This window comes from Nocardia amamiensis NBRC 102102 (assembly GCF_001612745.1).
Lineage (GTDB): Bacteria > Actinomycetota > Actinomycetes > Mycobacteriales > Mycobacteriaceae > Nocardia > Nocardia amamiensis.
This window is the reverse complement of sequence record NZ_BDBA01000165.1, coordinates 12,798-29,996: the sequence shown is the minus strand read 5'-3', so window position 1 is coordinate 29,996 and position 17,199 is coordinate 12,798. Positions and strand designations below refer to the sequence as shown.

The 17,199-nt window shown below is 67.7% G+C and carries 18 protein-coding genes; 8 read left to right on the top strand and 10 right to left on the bottom strand.

The window, feature by feature from the left end:
* From NA4_RS27125 to NA4_RS27110, 4 genes are all read right to left on the bottom strand, one after another.
* Positions 1-350, bottom strand: a 350-nt coding sequence (locus tag NA4_RS27125; protein ID WP_157129331.1) for a hypothetical protein, incomplete at its 3' end; no start/stop codon positions are given.
* 952 nt (positions 351-1,302) lie between these two features.
* Positions 1,303-2,049 carry a DUF6008 family protein gene (locus NA4_RS27120; RefSeq protein WP_067476002.1) on the bottom strand — a complete coding sequence of 249 codons (747 nt, stop codon included), beginning with the start codon at positions 2,047-2,049 and terminating at the stop codon, positions 1,303-1,305.
* A gap of 177 nt (positions 2,050-2,226) precedes the next feature.
* Entirely contained in the window at positions 2,227-2,868 is a 642-nt protein-coding gene (locus NA4_RS27115) for a TetR/AcrR family transcriptional regulator (protein WP_067476000.1), read from the bottom strand.
* A gap of 37 nt (positions 2,869-2,905) precedes the next feature.
* Positions 2,906-5,374 carry a phosphoketolase family protein gene (locus tag NA4_RS27110; protein WP_084497478.1) on the bottom strand — a complete coding sequence of 823 codons (2,469 nt, stop codon included), beginning with the start codon at positions 5,372-5,374 and terminating at the stop codon, positions 2,906-2,908.
* 212 nt (positions 5,375-5,586) lie between these two features.
* Between NA4_RS27110 and NA4_RS27105 the strand changes: the two genes are divergently transcribed.
* From NA4_RS27105 to NA4_RS27075, 7 genes are all read left to right on the top strand, one after another.
* The gene (locus tag NA4_RS27105; RefSeq protein WP_067475996.1) at positions 5,587-6,165 is read left to right on the top strand and encodes an FKBP-type peptidyl-prolyl cis-trans isomerase; all 579 of its coding nucleotides are present in this window, start codon (positions 5,587-5,589) and stop codon (positions 6,163-6,165) included.
* Between the two features lie 251 nt (positions 6,166-6,416).
* Positions 6,417-7,793 carry a trigger factor gene (gene tig / locus NA4_RS27100; RefSeq protein WP_067476014.1) on the top strand — a complete coding sequence of 459 codons (1,377 nt, stop codon included), beginning with the start codon at positions 6,417-6,419 and terminating at the stop codon, positions 7,791-7,793.
* Positions 7,794-8,029: 236 nt separating this feature from the next.
* On the top strand, positions 8,030-8,617 hold the full coding sequence (locus tag NA4_RS27095) for an ATP-dependent Clp protease proteolytic subunit (RefSeq protein ID WP_067475993.1): 588 nt from the start codon (positions 8,030-8,032) through the stop codon (positions 8,615-8,617).
* A gap of 70 nt (positions 8,618-8,687) precedes the next feature.
* Entirely contained in the window at positions 8,688-9,356 is a 669-nt protein-coding gene (locus tag NA4_RS27090) for an ATP-dependent Clp protease proteolytic subunit (RefSeq protein WP_067475990.1), read from the top strand.
* Between the two features lie 428 nt (positions 9,357-9,784).
* Positions 9,785-11,065, top strand: a complete 1,281-nt coding sequence (clpX, locus tag NA4_RS27085; RefSeq protein WP_067476011.1) for an ATP-dependent Clp protease ATP-binding subunit ClpX — start codon at positions 9,785-9,787, stop codon at positions 11,063-11,065.
* Positions 11,066-11,211: 146 nt separating this feature from the next.
* Positions 11,212-11,619: an STAS domain-containing protein gene (locus NA4_RS27080; protein WP_067475987.1), complete on the top strand. Its 408-nt coding sequence runs from the start codon at positions 11,212-11,214 to the stop codon at positions 11,617-11,619.
* Positions 11,620-11,648: 29 nt separating this feature from the next.
* Positions 11,649-11,909, top strand: coding sequence for a ribosomal protein L7/L12 (locus tag NA4_RS27075; RefSeq protein WP_067475985.1), 261 nt, complete (start codon positions 11,649-11,651; stop codon positions 11,907-11,909).
* 148 nt (positions 11,910-12,057) lie between these two features.
* Here NA4_RS27075 and NA4_RS27070 read toward each other — a convergent pair whose 3' ends face one another.
* From NA4_RS27070 to NA4_RS27050, 5 genes are all read right to left on the bottom strand, one after another.
* Positions 12,058-12,951: a hypothetical protein gene (locus NA4_RS27070; protein WP_245671612.1), complete on the bottom strand. Its 894-nt coding sequence runs from the start codon at positions 12,949-12,951 to the stop codon at positions 12,058-12,060.
* Positions 12,952-13,156: 205 nt separating this feature from the next.
* Positions 13,157-13,726 carry a carboxymuconolactone decarboxylase family protein gene (locus NA4_RS27065; RefSeq protein WP_067475983.1) on the bottom strand — a complete coding sequence of 190 codons (570 nt, stop codon included), beginning with the start codon at positions 13,724-13,726 and terminating at the stop codon, positions 13,157-13,159.
* 97 nt (positions 13,727-13,823) lie between these two features.
* Positions 13,824-14,201, bottom strand: a complete 378-nt coding sequence (locus tag NA4_RS27060; RefSeq protein WP_067475980.1) for a nuclear transport factor 2 family protein — start codon at positions 14,199-14,201, stop codon at positions 13,824-13,826.
* A gap of 40 nt (positions 14,202-14,241) precedes the next feature.
* A complete protein-coding gene (locus tag NA4_RS27055; protein WP_067475976.1) occupies positions 14,242-15,114 on the bottom strand; it encodes an AraC family transcriptional regulator in 873 nt (290 codons plus the stop codon).
* 191 nt (positions 15,115-15,305) lie between these two features.
* The gene (locus NA4_RS27050; protein WP_067475974.1) at positions 15,306-15,938 is read right to left on the bottom strand and encodes a dihydrofolate reductase family protein; all 633 of its coding nucleotides are present in this window, start codon (positions 15,936-15,938) and stop codon (positions 15,306-15,308) included.
* Between the two features lie 194 nt (positions 15,939-16,132).
* On the opposite strand from NA4_RS27050, the gene mihF reads away from it, so the two are divergent.
* Positions 16,133-16,447, top strand: coding sequence for an integration host factor, actinobacterial type (gene mihF / locus NA4_RS27045; RefSeq protein ID WP_067475971.1), 315 nt, complete (start codon positions 16,133-16,135; stop codon positions 16,445-16,447).
* 149 nt (positions 16,448-16,596) lie between these two features.
* Here mihF and NA4_RS27040 read toward each other — a convergent pair whose 3' ends face one another.
* A complete protein-coding gene (locus NA4_RS27040) occupies positions 16,597-17,139 on the bottom strand; it encodes a hypothetical protein (protein ID WP_067475968.1) in 543 nt (180 codons plus the stop codon).
* Between the last annotated feature and the right edge of the window lie 60 nt (positions 17,140-17,199).

The following is a 17,199-nucleotide window of genomic DNA, read 5'->3' as shown; positions in this document are numbered from 1 at the left end:
GGCTTGCACACGGTGTAGCCGCTGCCGTCCGGGCGGGTCGTCCGCGACCAGGTCGAGCTGTTGTTATTGCCGGTGACCGTGTCGTTCGATCCGGGCTGGCTCTGGCGCCGGTGGTAGTCGCGGCGCGCCTGGTCGGCCGCGTTGGCGTCCAGCCGGTCGGTGTTGCGGTGGTGCTGACCCATCGGGTCGATGTGGTTCCAGCCGCTGGCGTCGCCGGTGCCGTTGCGTGGGTCGGAGGGGCCGTGCGACTCGTCGGCGACGCCGATGCCTGCGGCGCCCGCGGTGAGTGCGCCGATGATCGCGGCACAGGTGAGCAGTCGCCGGGCGTTATGCGTGATGGTGGCGTTCATCGTAAGTCTCCGTGTGGAATTCGACCTGTGCGCGGTGCGGTTCGGGATGCGGCGGTGCGGCGAACGGCGGGTGTCGGAATTTCCGCGCGAGGTGGGGGCGGGAAAGGAATCGCGGCGGCATCCGTCGCGGACATGTCGTCCGCGGGGCGGTGCCGGTCGGCGCGGTTCCGGTCGTCGGAGCGGGGAGAAGAGCCCGGCCTGTCGTCTCCGTGGCGGCCCGGGTATGCGGAGCGCGGGACCTCGACGGTGTCGGGCCCGGCCAGCGCTGAGGCCGGCGCCGGGGTTTCCGGCGTGGCCGCTATTGCGCTCACGATCAGCGGGCGGACGAGCCAGGTCTGCGTCCGTCGCTGGCGTGCCGTGATGCCGGTCATCGTTCGTGTCCGATTCATCTCGCCACCTTTGGGAGCGAGGATCGGCCCGGTGTGGTCCGATCAACGACTCCCTGTCTATCGTGCCGTTGGATAACGTCACATTAATCGACGGGCAGATGGGTTGTCGAGTGGATTTCTCCGTGTTGGGAAGCCTGCGTGTCGCTGGCTGGGGGCCGCCTCATGACCAGCGGCGATGCCTGCGGTGATCGGCGGGCCGAAAGAGCTGTCAGCGGCAATATTTCGCTCGTGTCAACTCGGCAACAGCCTACCGGCGAGGGCGGGTGTCATGGCTCGCCTGCCGAAAGGTGATGTGGCTCGCGGAATTCGCAGCGAGATGGCGTGGACGCGCTCTGGCCGGCCACTGACCCGAGTGATCGGTGGGCTCGGTGAATGAGCCACCGTGCCAAGGGGTCATGTCAATGGCATGGATTCCGGGGTCGCGGCCGATGGAAGGAGTTCGCGTCCACGTGCTCTCTGGTCGAGCGGATGTGGGCAGGATCGGCCCCGTCGTCGTGGGCGAATACGAGAAACCGCGCCTGCTGCAGGCGGCCTGCGGCAAGCGCGGTTTCGATCTCGGGGAATCAGGCTTCGACCGCGTAGGCCGGGGCCACCGGCTCCTTCGCCGCGGCCGGGACCCGGCGAGGCTCGGCTGCGGCGGCATGATCGCGGAACGGGGCTTCGATCACCGCCCGCTCACGCCACAAGTGGTACAGCGCGAGCGCGAAGATGGTCGTGCCGATCACGTTGGCGAGGAAGTGCCACCAGATGCGGTAGGTCGACGCGCCCGCACCGGGATCGAGCAGCCCGAAGATGGTCGACAGCCCGATCGCTTTGGTGCCGAACGCGACCGTGAGGGTGAGCGCGAGATGTTCGAGCCCGTGGATGCCCTGCATCAACACGCCCATCCGGCCCCACTTGCGCGCCTTGCTCTCCAGAGCGTGATGGGTGACCAGCGCGACGCCGACCAGCCCGGCGAGGAAGTGGAAGTTGCCGACCAGGTGCAGCAGCTCCATACCCAATGACGGCTTCATGTGGTCGACCTGGCCGAAGCCGTTGGCCAAGCCGGTGCCCCACGGGGTCATCCACGCCGGTGCGTTGGGATGCTGGATCCAGTACCCGACCTGCGCGACATGTTCTTGGAAGTGGCCGATCTGGGCGATCACGCCCAGTCCGATGACACCGAGCGCAGTGCGGAACATCCAGGGGCGCAATGGTTTACGCAAGGCGACGACCAGCACGCCGACGGCCGCCCACATCACCACCATCCACGCCACCATCCCTATCGCGCCCACGATCTCCAACGCGCTCGCTTCGGCCGTGTGGTTCATGGAACCCCCTTCTGTCCGCCCTCCGGCAACGGCGACGGATGGGAAATAGCAACGAAACGCGTGCAGACGCGTTATCCGCAAGATACAAGCCGACGCACCGTTTGTCCGAAGTATCCGAATGTCCGGGGCTGCCGCATCATTCGTGCACGTGTTATGCACAGGATGTATAGCGCGTGTTCAGGCAGGTTTCAGGAATCCCTCGATGATCCTGCGGGCGCGGTCGGCGGCTTCGGGGTCGCCGATCCGCAACGCCATGTTGGTCGCGCAGAGCACCGCGTCGATCTGGAACGCGGCCAGACCCGTGTCCAGCTCGGCGATCTCACCCGCGGACACCGCCGCGCGCAGCTCCCGTTCCAGCAGCCGCACCCATGCTCGCTGGTCGCGCAGCAGTGCGTCCCGGACCGGGCCCGGCTTGCTGTCGTGCTCGGCCATGGTGGCGACGCGAAAGCATCCGCCCGCGAACAACGGCGTCTCGGCGTAGACCATCCAGTGATCGACCAGTGCGCGCAGGCGGGCGACACCGTGCGGCGCGGATCGCGCCGGTTGCACAACCGCTTCGGTGAACCAATCCCGTGCGTAATCGATAGCGGCCAGTTGCAGCGCCTCTTTGGTGCGGAAGAGGGTTTGGATGCCCGCCTTGCTCAGTCCGGTGTCGGTCGCCAGCCTGCCGAAACTCAAACCCGAGAGCCCATCCAGCGAGGCGATGTCGACCGCCTGCCGCAGCACTGCCGCGCGGGTCTTCGCGCCGCGCAGCAGACGTTTGTCGGTGATGCCCGCGGTGTGCCGCACGGGCGGCGAAACGGAGTCGACCCCTTCCATACGGTCGATCGTACGTTCTCAAGTTCAGTAGGCGCACTCAGGCGCGCTGGTAGGGCCAGGCCCAGTCGGCGACTTCGGGGATGTCCGCGCCGTGCTCCCTGGTCCACGCGCGGGCGGTCCAGCGCGCGTCGACCATCTCCTGCCGCAGTCCCGCGGCCCGCTCGCGCAGCGTCGGGACGCGATCGATCACGTCCATCACCAGGTGGTAGCGGTCCAGGTCGTTGAGCATCACCATGTCGAACGGCGTGGTCGTGGTACCGCGCTCCTGGTAGCCGCGCACATGCAGGCCGTCGTGGTTGGCGCGCCGGTAGGTGAGCCGGTGGATCAGCCACGGGTAGCCGTGGAAGGCGAAGATCACCGGCCGGTCGCGGGTGAACAGCGTGTCGAACTCGCTGTCGGGCAGTCCGTGCGGATGCTGATCCCGCGGTTGCAGCCGCATCAGATCGACCACATTGACCAGCCGGACGCGCAACTCGGGCAGTCGTTCGCGCAGTATCGCCGCCGCGGCCAGTGTCTCCAGTGTGGGGACGTCACCCGCGCAGGCGAGTACCACGTCCGGCATGGTGCCGACCTGGTCCCGGTGGCAGGCCCAGGACCAGATGCCGATGCCGCGTGCGCAGTGCTCGGCCGCCTCCGCCACCGACAGCCAGTCCGCCTGCGGTTGTTTGCCCGCGACCACCACGTTCACGTAGTGCCGGGAGCGCAGACAGTGGTCGAAGGTGGACAGCAGCGTGTTGGCGTCCGGCGGCAGATACACCCGCACGATCGAGGGTTTCTTGTTCAGCACCACGTCCAGGAAGCCGGGGTCCTGGTGGGTGAAGCCGTTGTGGTCCTGCCGCCAGACATGCGACGACAGCAGGTAGTTGAGGCTGGCGATCGGCCGCCGCCACGGCACCGCCGCGCTGGCGTCGAGCCATTTGGCGTGCTGGTTGAACATCGCGTCCACGATGTGGATGAACGCCTCGTAGCAGGTGAACACGCCGTGCCTGCCGGTGAGCAGGTAGCCCTCCAGCAGGCCCTGGCACATGTGCTCGGACAGCACCTCGATCACCCGGCCGGTGCGGTCGAGTTTCTCGTCGCGGGCATCGATGTCGGCCTGCCAGTCGCGTCCGGTGACCTCCAGGATGTCTTGCAGCCGATTGCTGGCCAGCTCGTCGGGCGCGAAGGTGAGGAAGTTGTCCGGGTTGCTCTTGGTGACCTCGCGCAGCCATCCGCCGAGCACCCTGGTGGCCTCGTGCCGGGACGCGCCCGGCGCGCTCACCTCGACGCCGAACTCGCGCCAGTCCGGCAGGCGCAGGTCGCGGACCAGCGTGCCGCCGTTGGCGACCGGATTGGCGCTCATCCGCCGATCACCGTCGGGTACCTGGTCGCACAGCTCCGACACCGGCTTGCCGGTTTCGTCGAACAACTCCTCCGGGCGATAGGACCGCAGCCACTGTTCCAGGACCGCGCGGTGCTCCGGGTCGGTGCGCGCGGCGGGCAGCGGGACCTGATGTGCGCGGAAGGTGCCCTCTACCGGGTCGCCGTCCACCATCGGGGGGCAGGTCCAGCCCTTCGGTGTACGCAGCACGATCATCGGCCATGCGGGCCGTGTCCCGTCGGTGCCGCCGCGCGCGGCGCGCTGGATCTGGGCGATCCGCTCGAGACCGGCGTCCATCGCGCCTGCCATGGCCTGGTGGACGGTGGCCGGATCGTCGCCCGCGACGACGATCGGCTCGTAGCCGTATCCGTGCAGCAGCGCGAGCAACTCCGCTTCGGGGATACGCGCCAGGATGGTCGGATTGGCGATCTTGTATTCGTTCAGCGCCAGGATCGGCAGGACCGCGCCGTCGCGCGCCGGGTTGACGAACTTGTTCGCATGCCAGCTGGTGGCCAGCGGACCGGTCTCCGCCTCGCCGTCGCCGATCACGCAGAACACGGTGAGATCGGGGTTGTCCAGCGCGGCTCCGAACGCGTGCAGCAGCGAGTAGCCGAGCTCACCGCCCTCGTGGAAGGAGCCGGGCGTCTCCGGTGCGCAGTGACTCGGCACGCCGCCAGGGAAGGAGAACTGGTGGAACAGCGAGCCCATGCCGGTGGCGTCCTGCGGGATGTGGCTGTACAGCTCGGAGTACGTGCCCTCCAGCCAGGCGCACGCGTTCGGGCCGGGTCCGCCGTGGCCGGGCCCCGCGACGAACACCGCGTTCAGGCCGCGCTGCCGGATCGCGCGATTGGCATGGGTCCAGACCAGATTGAGGCCGGGCACGGTACCGAAGTGGCCGAGCAGGCGTGGCTTGATGTGCTCGGGTCGCAGCGGTTCGCTCAGCAGCGGGTTGGCCATCAGGTAGATCTGGCCGACCGACAGGTAGTTCGCGGCCCGCCACCACGCGTCCACGGACGTCAGCTCGTCGCGTTCCAGCGGGCCATGCGCATCCGCGAGCCGGTACGGAAGCGGAGCGACAGTTTCGCCCCTCGAGTCGCCGACATTGTCGGCCGAAGTATCGCCATCTGCACTGGCCATGTGGGTCATGCGCCGACTCTCCTCACGCTCGGGGCATCCGGGACGGCGGCGCGACCACACGCGCCGTCCCGGATCGTGCACGGCTGCCGATCGCAATCGGTAACGCGGAATGGAGAATTCATCGCCAGCTTAACGGGACCTGCGATTCCGGCGTGGCGAAAGCGTGTCGCGCGCGGACTGTTGCCCGGGCAGGTCCGGCTGCGTCCGTTAAGGTCCGCGGCATGCACATTCTCGGAAGGATCATCGGAATCGGCGCCATCGCCGCGACGACTGTCGCGCTGGCCGCCTGCGGGTCGGACGACGAGACCTCCACCGCAGTCACCACCACCAAGGCCACCGCCCAGGCGGGTCCTTCCGCCGCGCAGCGCCCGGCCACGCCCAGCAAGGGCCGCGAATGCACCGCCGAGGACATCCGCGTGACCGGCGACTTCGGCGCCGCGCCGACGATCACCATCCCGGACGACTGCGATCCGCCCGAGCAGCTGATCGTCAAGGACCTCAGCACGGGCAGCGGGCCCGGCGCGGTGGCCGGCCAGCAGCTGACCATGAACTACGCGCTGGTCACCTGGTCGGACAAGAAGACGCTGGACAGCTCGTTCGACCGCGGCAAGCCGTTCCAGCTCACCCTCGGCGGCGGCCAGGTCATCGATGGCTGGGACCAAGGGCTGGTCGGCGTCCAGGAAGGCTCGCGCAGACTGCTCATCGTGCCGCCGGAGCTCGGCTACGGCGCAGGCGGGCGCGGCATTGCGCCGTACGAGACGCTGGTGTTCGTCACCGACGCGGTCTCGGTGGGGAAGTAGCCGGGCCGGTCGCGGGCGCCGCCGAGTGCAGGCCCGCTCGCCCGGTCGACTAACCTGGTCGGGATGCGTCGCGCACACCGCATCCCTCGTCGTCTCGGCCGAGGCCGGGAGCCCGGCCCGGATCGGCGCCGGTGGGGAGTGCGGCCGCCCAGCGTAGCGCGGCTTCGCCTGCCATTCCGACCGCCGGGGTGCGGGGTGGAGCACGCACACCGAACGTCAACCAGTACGAACAACGAACAAGGAGCATGTCCGTGAAGAGCACCGTCGAGCAGCTGAGCCCGACCCGGGTCCGGATCAATGTCGAGGTGCCCTTCGAGGAGCTGAAGCCGGATTTCGACCGCGCGTACAGGGCACTGGCCAAGCAGGTCCGCATCCCCGGCTTCCGTCCCGGTAAGGCGCCCGCGAAGCTGCTCGAGGCCCGCCTCGGCCGTGGCGCGATCCTGGAGCAGGTGGTCAACGACGCGTTGCCCGGCCGCTACAGCGAGGCCGTCACCACCTCCGAGGTGAAGGTCATCGGGCAGCCCGAGATCGAGATCACCAAGATCGAAGACGGCCAGGAGCTCGCCTTCACCGCCGAGGTCGACGTGCGTCCGGAGATCGCCCTGCCGGATTACTCCGGCATCGCGGTCACCGTCGACGCGATCAGCGTCGGCGACGAGGACATCGAGGAGCAGCTGCAGTCGCTGCGTCAGCGCTTCGGCACGCTGACCGGCGTCGAGCGCCCGGTGCGCGACGGCGACTTCGTCTCGATCGACCTGTCCGCGACCGTGGACGGCGAAGAGGTGCCCGAGGCCGCCACCACCGGCCTGTCCCACGAGGTCGGCTCCGGCCAGCTCATCGAGGGCCTGGACGAGGCGCTGGCCGGACTGTCGGCGGGCGAGTCGAAGGAGTTCACCTCTACGCTGGTCGCCGGCGAGCACGCGGGCAAGGACGCGGTCATCACAGTGACGGTGCAGTCGGTCAAGGAGCGCGAGCTGCCCGAGGCCGACGACGAGTTCGCCCAGCTGGCCAGCGAATTCGACACCCTGGACGAGCTGAAGGCCGACCTGCGCAGCCGCGTCGAGCGGGTCAAGAAGGTGCAGCAGGCGGGCGATATCCGCGACAAGGTGCTGGAGACCCTGCTGGAGCAGGTCGAGGTGCCGCTGCCGGAGGCCGTGGTCAAGGCCGAGATCGACGCCGTGACCCACGACGCGGTGCACGGCTTCGACCACGACGAGGACAAGTTCGCCGAGGCGCTCGAGGCGCAGGGCAGCACCCGCGAGGAGTTCGACGCCGACACCAAGGAGTCCGCCGAGAAGTCGGTGAAGACCCAGCTGCTGCTGGACGCGATCGCCGAGACGGAGGGCACCCAGGTCGGGCAGGAGGAGCTCACCGAGCGCATCCTGTTCCAGGCGCAGCGCTACGGCATGTCGCCGGAGCAGTTCATCCAGCAGGTGCAGCAGGCGGGCCAGCTCGGCGCGGTGTTCGCCGACGTGCGCCGCGGCAAGGCGCTGGCCGGTGTGGTCGGCAAGGTGACCGTCACCGACTCCGCGGGCAACCCGGTGGACACCGCCGAAATGTTCGGCGCTCCGGCGGATTCCGCGGACGAGGGCAAGGCCGAGGAGACGTCCGCGGCCGACGCCGAATAATTTCATGGAAGACCCGCGCTATCGGCGCCCGAGGGGTGCACTGATTGCGCTGTGAGCGAAGAAAGGGCGGTACCGGGAGTTCGGTGCCGCCCTGCTTCGTTAATGTTTGTGACGGCAAGTTGGATAGGCCCTGTCCAATAGGGTGCGGCATATCCGACCAGTGATGGCTATGTGGCAATCCGCAACGAGCCGGTGAGAGAAGGCAGGTATCCGTGACAATCAACCAGGCAGGGGTCATGACAACCGCGACTGCTGGTCTCAACCTCAGTGATTCGGTGTACGAGCGCCTGCTGCGTGAGCGCATCATCTTCCTCGGCACCCAGGTCGACGACGACATCGCGAACAAGCTCTGCGCGCAGCTGCTGTTGCTGTCGGCCGAGGACCCCACCAAGGACATCGCGCTTTACATCAACTCGCCGGGCGGTTCGGTGACCGCCGGTATGGCCATCTACGACACGATGCAGCTGGTGGAGTGTGACATCGCCACCTACGGCATGGGCCTGGCCGCGTCGATGGGGCAGTTCCTGCTCACCGCGGGCAGCAAGGGCAAGCGCTTCGCTCTGCCGCACGCGCGGATCATGATGCACCAGCCGTCGGCGGGCATCGGCGGCTCGGCGGCCGACATCGCGATCATGGCCGAGCAGTTCGCGCACACGAAGCGGGAGCTGAACGAGCTGCAGGCGCTGCACACCGGCAAATCTGTGGAGCAGGTCACCGCCGACGCCGACCGGGACCGCTGGTTCACCGCGTCCGAAGCCCTGGAGTACGGCTTCATCGACCACGTGATCAGCCACGCGACCCAGGCCAACGGCGCCAAGAAGTAACGCACCGGATCACCCACAGGCCCCCGGACGCCTCGAACGTCCGGCCGCCGCACCGACTTTGGAGACGAAGATGGCCAATCTGATCGACCCGCGCGCCGGCCTGTCCGGCATCGCACCGCAGAGCCCGCAGGCGCGCTATATCCTGCCGTCGTTCATCGAGCACTCGAGCTTCGGCGTCAAGGAATCCAACCCGTACAACAAGCTGTTCGAGGAGCGCATCATCTTCCTCGGCGTGCAGGTGGACGACGCCTCGGCGAACGACATCATGGCGCAGCTGCTGGTGCTCGAGTCGCTGGACCCCGACCGCGACATCACCATGTACATCAACTCGCCGGGTGGCTCGTTCACCTCGCTGATGGCCATCTACGACACGATGCAGTACGTGCGCGCCGACGTCGCCACCGTCTGCCTGGGCCAGGCCGCCTCCGCCGCGGCCGTGCTGCTGGCCGCGGGCACCCCTGGCAAGCGCGCCTGCCTGCCCAACGCCCGCGTGCTGATCCACCAGCCGTCGCTGGAGGGCGGTATCCAGGGTCAGGTGTCGGACCTGGAGATCCAGGCCGCCGAGATCGAGCGGATGCGCCGCCTGATGGAGACCACGCTGGCGCGGCACACCGGCAAGGACGCCGACACCATCCGCAAGGACACCGATCGCGACAAGATCCTGACGGCCGAGGAGGCCAAGGAGTACGGGATCATCGATACCGTGTTCGATTACCGTAAGCTCAGCGCGCAGAAGTGACGCACATGCGGGTAGTTTTCGGGTAAACCCCCGAAGGGCGAATCGCCGATCCCGGCGGTGGCTCGCTCGAAAAACGCTCTGACAACAGGGAATTCCGGCCGGGAGGTATGTCAGGGGCATGCTGCCCGGCCGGACCGCTTCCGCCTCGCGGGCGATTCGGACGATTTCGATCGAACTCCGGTGTCGCGTGGCGGTCGGTCGGAGGTCACGGTGGCCACCGTGTGCGCAACCCGCGCGAGGAAACATGCGCGAGTTGTCGACCTCCATCCCGCACACCGGGTACGGTCAACCTAGGGACCTTTGCTCCCGGTTGCGGGCACTGTCCACCAGCTCCGAAACAGTCGACGCGTTTGCGGCTGCGAAAGCGGTGGACAGCTGGCAACCTGGACGGACGGTTGCACGCGGACAAGGAAGTAGGGACCCACGAGATGGCGCGCATCGGAGATGGCGGCGATCTGCTGAAGTGCTCGTTCTGCGGAAAGAGCCAGAAGCAGGTCAAGAAGCTCATTGCGGGACCAGGGGTGTACATCTGCGACGAGTGCATCGATCTCTGCAACGAGATCATCGAGGAGGAGCTCGCCGAATCCAGCGAGGTCAAGCTCGATGAGTTGCCCAAGCCCGCCGAGATCCGGGACTTCCTGCAGAACTACGTCATCGGGCAGGACACCGCCAAGCGCACCCTCGCGGTGGCCGTCTACAACCATTACAAGCGCATCCAGGCCGGTGACAAGAGCCGCGACAGCCGCGGCGAGACCGTCGAGCTGGCCAAGTCGAACATCCTCATGCTCGGCCCCACCGGCTGCGGCAAGACCTACCTGGCTCAAACGCTGGCGAAGATGCTGAACGTGCCGTTCGCCATCGCCGACGCCACCGCGCTCACCGAGGCCGGATACGTCGGCGAGGACGTGGAGAACATCCTGCTGAAGCTGATCCAGGCGGCGGATTACGACGTCAAACGCGCCGAGACCGGCATCATCTACATCGACGAGGTCGACAAGATCGCGCGCAAGAGCGAGAACCCGTCGATCACCCGCGACGTGTCCGGCGAGGGCGTGCAGCAGGCGCTGCTGAAGATCCTGGAGGGCACCCAGGCCAGCGTGCCCCCGCAGGGCGGGCGCAAGCACCCGCACCAGGAGTTCATCCAGATCGACACCACCAACGTGCTGTTCATCGTGGCGGGCGCGTTCGCGGGCCTGGAGAAGATCATCTCCGACCGCACCGGCCACCGGGGCATCGGCTTCGGCGCCGAGGTCAGGTCCAAGGCCGAGATCGACACCACCGACCACTTCGCCGAGGTGATGCCGGAGGACCTGATCAAGTTCGGTCTGATCCCCGAGTTCATCGGCCGCCTGCCCGTGGTCGCCTCGGTGACCAACCTGGACAAGGAATCGCTGGTCAAGATCCTTTCTGAGCCGAAGAACGCGCTGGTCAAGCAGTACGTCCGGTTATTCGAGATGGACGGGGTCGACCTCGAGTTCACCGATGACGCGCTGGAGGCCGTCGCCGACCAGGCCATCCTGCGCGGTACCGGTGCGCGTGGTCTGCGGGCGATCATGGAGGAAGTCCTGCAGCCCGCGATGTACGACATTCCCAGCCGCGACGACGTCGCCAAGGTGGTCGTCAACGCGGGCACCGTCAACGACAACGTGCTGCCCACCATCGTCCCGCGCAAGGCGCAGCGGCAGGAGCGCCGGGAGAAGTCGGCCTGATCCGGGTGTAGCGGCTGGGCCGACGGGGTACTCCGGTAGGAGGGTTGAGCAAACAGCCTAGTTCCGGCGGGTGAGTCGTCCGGAGCGAATTGTTACCGCGGGCGTCGCTCTCGAGATCGCCGCGGATGACTGGACCGAGGTCCTCCATGTCGACAGCTTTCGCTACCCCTCCGTTTCTGCTTACCGACGCCCGCAAAGCCGACCATCCGGCCGAGCGGCTGCACATTTCCGTCACTGCTCCGAGCGACCAGGTCACGCTGTGCGCCGTCGCGGGCGAGGTCGACCACTACACCGTCGATGTGTTCCGCCGCCAACTGATCGAAGCGCTGAGCGCGACGGCGCCGCTGGTGGTCGTCGATCTGTCCAAAGTCACGTTCTTCGGCGTCGCTGGCCTACGGGTGCTGATCGAGGTACGGTCCCGGCTCGGAACCGACCAGCGCCTACGCTTGGTCACCGGCCCGCGGTGCGTAGACCGGCTGCTCGAGGTCGCCGCCGACGTCGCGTCCTTCGAGACCATGGCGAGTCTCGCTCATGCCGTGCTGGACGCCGCCTGAGGTCCGTTGCCGGTCACTACGATCGAGGCATGTTTGCCCATCGGCGTTTGGAGCGCAAGGTCGACGCGTTGCACTACAAGCTCGACCTGATCATGAACCATCTCGGCATTCAGCAGGCCGACACCCCGCACGGCCCGTCACCGCTCATGCCGAGCGGTGACGGAATGGCCGAAATCGACGCACTTCTGATGCAGGGCAAGAAGATTCACGCAATCAAGCGGTACCGCGAACTCACCGGGTGCGGGCTCAAAGAGGCCAAAGACGCGGTCGAACGGCGTTATCCGTACTGAGTTCGACGTCGCGCCCGTGTCTATGGAGATGGGCACGCGGCGCCGCGCCGGATGTGAACGGCTCACTGCGGCTGCGGCCGGAGCAATTGCATGGTTGCCGCCGTCCCGGCGTCCGTAGACGCGCGGTGCCGTTATGCAGCGGGATCTGCTACCGGTGCCCGCTGGGGACCAAACGGTCGTCGTTCTGCACGGCGCCCACGGCCACCAGCCGGTCGGAGTCCGAGCCGACGAGGACGTCCGTCGCGGATTCCGGCAGCGGTTCGGGCCCGGCGGGATCGGGGAGGTTTCGGACCTCTTCGGTGGCGATTGCGATCGCACGGCCATACCGTGCGCTGGCGGCATCGTGGATGAGCAGCGCGACGCCGATCATGACCGGCGCGACCCCGTGCACCGCCGCGTCGAACCACCGGCCCGCACTCACGTACGGGTAGGTGTTCAAGCCGACGGTGAGGGCAAGCAACGAGATCTCGGCTGCCGCGACCTGGGTGCGATTGTCCAGCACGCCCCACTCGGTGACCTTGTTCGTGCCGATCATGATGATGATCAGCGACACGCTGATCATGGCCTCCAGCAGATAGCTGAACCAGTACAGCGGATCGGTCGGCCCGCCGGGCGCGATGTTGTGCTGGACGTTCACAGCCGACCACAGCATCCCCGCGGCGACCACACCCGCCAGCGCGCCGAGCGACCACGAGCGGTGCCGGTACAGCGACGCCAGCCTGGCGTGCGGGCTGGACGCGCGCCGCTGCGCGGCAATGGCCTTGCGCGCCAAGAGAAGATCCCTGATCTCGGCCTTCTCGATGGCCTCTGTGGTGTGCCGCGCCCGGTCGGATGCCGCTGACGACGCCTCGGCGTGCTTCCAGCGCTGCTCCCGGTCCTGCGTCCGGATCCGTTCGGCCAGTTCGCGTTCGGCGTGCAGTTCCTCCTCCGACAGCGCGCCGGTCAGCGCCGGGTCGAACTGGTAGGCGAGGCGGCCCCTGGCCTTCTCGACCCGCCTCGCGAGCCGCGCGACGTCGTCGTCCAGGGGATGTTCGTCGAGCATGCGGCTCCAAACGGTTGAGCGGAGTGGAACTCGAGAAACCGAAGACGCCGACTCGCGCTACCCGGTCGCCGAATGCGACACGATAGCTCGACGACCGGCGTCAACACCTCCTATTCATAGTCCATTCCAGGCCGCAGCGACAGTCCGGAGCGGCCGCAACGTCGAAACGCCTGGTCGGACAGTGGTTTCCGGTAACGTCGGACCGTCACGCCCAGGGCACTCGGCACGAATCGGTGCTGAAGCCCTGTGCCGTGATGCCGAGCGCTGAATTGGACCGGGCGCGCGAGTTTTCCAGCGCGATGTGATAGGTGAGTTCCACAACCCCGGCGCGCCCGAAGCGCCGCTCCAGATCGGCGACCTGCTCGTCGGTGGCCGAGGTCGGTGTCGCGGTCATCGCGTCGGCGTAGGCGATGGCCGCGCGCTCGTCGTCGGAATACAGCGGCGAGGTCGCGTAGTCGGCGATGTGCTCGAGCCGTTCGGTGTCCAGATTGCCGAGGCGCATGAGCATGGCGCCGAAGTCGACGCACCACGAGCAGCCGATCGTCCACGCCGTGCGGTAGACCGCGATCTCGCGGATGACGGCGGGCAGCGCGTTGCTGGCCTTGTCGACCATCGTCTCGTGGACGGCGTTCGCGACGAGGAGTTTGGGGTGGTTGGCTTCGACGGCGAACGGCTCCGGCACTTCCTTGAACCGGCGCTTGGCGAACCGATACAGCAGCTTGGTCACGGGTCCGGCCTGCTGCGGGGTGACGGCGGCGATGCGGGTGGTGCCCATCTCGATCTCCTTCGATCAGCGGATTGGTTCCTACTTCTCGGACGAGAGACCGTGGCGGAATGTGATGCGGCCACCATGTGACCCCGGCCACGGGGGACTACTCGGGCTCGACTCGCATGTCCTGCTGACTCCAGTAGGCGCGCATCCCGGTGATCCGGCCTTCGTCGTCGAATTCCATCACGTCGATCGGCGAGATGGTGAAGCGCTTCCCGCCGACTCTCGTGACGAGGGTGAACGGGAACGCGGCCTGATTGCCCGCGATCCTGATCTCCTCGGGCCGCAGTTCGGTCTGCCGATCCAACGCGGCGATCACCTCGTAGAACTCGCGGATAGCGGCGTGGCCCTGCCGGGCAGGGGTGCCCACCGGGTCCTCCACGATCGCGTCGGGTGCGTAGAGGTCGACGATGTCCTCGGTCGGGCCCGAGCCGACCAGCTTCACGTACTGCTCGACCACGTCACGGATCTGCTTGGGCACCGGAACCTCCTACGAAGTGAAACGTGTTCTAATTTCCAGCCTAGCAAGACCGAGACTTCGATTCGATCCCTCCGGCGTCATCCAGGACGACGATCCGGACACCCGTGGCGAGTAGAGCGGAGGCCGATAACCCGAACAGGTTGTGGAAGGCGTCGCTGAAATGGGAGGGGCTGGCGAACCCGGCGTCGATCGACGCGACGGTGAGGTTCTCGCCTTTGGCGATCGCCCGGCCGACGCCGAGCATCCTCGCCCAGAGGCGGTAGCGCCGGAACGAGGTTCCCGCCTGCGCCGCGAACAGGTGCAGGAATCGGGACTCCGACAGGTGCGCCGCGGCAGCGAACCGTTCGGCGGTGAACTCATGAGCGAGCGAAGCGAGCGAATCATCGACGCAGCGCGCCTCGCGCATGACGGAGCCGAGCGCCAGCGAGGCGCAGTCATGGGCGGGATGCGCCAGCAGGGTCGCCATGGCGGCCGCGATGCGGTCGTCCAGGGGCGGATGAGGTGCCGAGCCGACAAGATCCGCCAGCGATCGCGCGTCGGGCCGGTCGCGGGCGGCTGCCGCCGCCAAGGCGGCCTCTTCCCGGTGATTCAGTCCGAAAGCGTTGTCCCACAGGGTCATCCGGTCGCGGCATGCGCGCGCTCCAGGTGATCCGGGATCGAGATAGCAGAACATCATGTGGTCGCCGCCCGCGATCACCCGGTGCGCGCGGCGCGGTGGGATCAGTGCGCTGCGCACAGTGCGCGCGACGCCCTCGGCCTCCAGGGTGAACGGAGCGTCCACGCCGACGGCCAGGCAATCCACGGCGGTCGAATGGGCATCCAGATGCAGGGACGGTCCGCGATAGATCGCCTGCCCGGCCCATAGCCACAGCGCCGCGGGCGAGCCCGCTTCGAGTGGAATGCTCGGCGTCATCCGGCCATGCTGGCACGGACGTGCGGAGAGCGGCAGTTGTTCGGTTGTCGCGTTCCCGCCAGGCGATCGGCGGGGCCCACCGAGCCGGGTTTCGGGGGATCGCCGTTGATCCCCCTCTGGTTCGCCGTTGAACCGTGACCCGCGCTGGATGCATGTTGCTGCTGAGTGTGTCGGGGAGGAGGTCGCGGGTGTTACTCGGCGGCCGCGACCACGTCGTCGGTGTAGTCGCCGTACTCCGGCGCTCCTGCGTTGCGATAGGTGCTGATCACCACGCCGCTGCCGGTTACCCGGGAGTCGGTGAGCCGGAGTCCGGTGGGCTGGACATCGCTGGTGAACAGCCTTTTGCCGGTGCCGAGCAGCACCGGGAAGGTGAGCAGATACAGGGTGTCGACCAGGCCGTTCGCCAGCAGGGTGTGGGCGAGGTTGCCGCTGCCGTGCACCTGGAGTTCGCGGCCGGGCTGCTGCTTCAAGGCGGTCACCTCGGCGACCAGGTCGCCGCGCAGCAGTTGCGTGCCCGCCCACTCCGCGTGCTCCAGGGTGGAGGACGCGACGTATTTCGGCAGCGCGTTGAGCTTCGCGGCGACCGGGTTGTCCGGGTCGGTGACCTTCGGCCAGTAGCCGGCGAAGATCTCGTAGGTGCGGCGTCCGAGCAGGAACGCGTCGACCCGCTCGAACACCTCGTCGACGAACGCGCCGAAATCCGCGTCGCCGAACGGCACCGACCACCCGCCGTGGGTGAATCCGCCGCTGGTGTCCTCCTGCGTCCCACCCGGCGCCTGGTATACGCCGTCGACGGTGACGAACTGGGTGAGGGACAGCTCCATGACGTGGTGTTCCTTTCGTCCGTTTCGCCCGCTGTGCGCGGGCCGGTTACCCGTTCCGACGGCGTGGACCGGGGAAATTCATCGCTATTTCCGCTGCTCGTGCCCCGGTGTGTCGAGCTTGTGCGCCCGGTGCCGTGATGTTTACTCGGTCCGGTCAACCAGAGGTTCGAGTGACGAGTGGAAGCGGAGGAGACATGGCACTGCCTACCATGACCGCAGAGCAGCGCACCGAGGCGTTGGCCAAGGCGGCTGCGGTCCGCAAGGCACGCTCCGAACTGATCGGCAAGGTGAAGGCGGGCAAGGTTTCCGTCGCCGACCTGCTCAAGAAGGCCGACACCGACGAGCTGGTCAAGAAGACCAAGGTGGCCGCCGTGATCAAGGCCCTGCCCGGCGTCGGCCCGGTGAAAGCCGCGAAGCTGATGGACCAGGCGGAGATCCCGGAAGATCGCCGCATCGGCGGCCTGGGCGCACGTCAGCGTGCGGCGCTGCTCGATGCGCTGAAGGACTGACGGGCGGGAGACGCGCGGCGACCCGGCGTCCGCGGACGCACCGGATCACGCCCGTGGTGATCACCCACGGGCGTCCCGGATTCGTGCGAGCGCCGGTCGAAAGCGAGGGCTCGGCGCGCCCTCGCACTCGTGAGCGAGCTGTGTGGCGCTCAGCGGGACCCGCGCGGACGGCGGCGTGGGAAGCGCAGGGTGATCGGTTGCGGGTCCGACAGCGGGAGATCGCCGCGCGGCGGAACGAAGACGCAGACCAGCCCGCCGACCACGAGCAGGAACGCGGCGATCAGACTGGCCGTGAAGCTGCCCGCGCCCATTTCGGCGGGCTTGTGCATGGCGTGGTAGAGGAAATGCGGGAGGGCGAAGGTCAGCCAGCCGACGCCCGCGATCCGGGCTGCCGTGGTGCCGTTGACGACGAGCGCGGCGATCGTGACGGCGGTCAGCGCCAGGAAGAAGGCCCCGACGTCGCCGGTCAGATGGTGGTTGAAGGGGCCGTCGGCAGCCACCCACTGGACACCGAAGCCCGGAAAGCTGGTGTACCAGGAGTGCGGCGCGAGGGTGGCCCACAGGCCGACGATCGCACCCTGCACGGCCAAGATCGCCAGGACGATCCGTGTGGCCAGCAGGCGGCGGCGGTACTGCTCGAACCGCATCCGCACGCGCAGGCCCTCGGAGTTCCCCTCGAGCGAGATCCGCATCGGCCGCTCCGTTCTCGCCGAACCTGTTCCGACTGTGTGCAGCCACGGTAAGTCGGACGA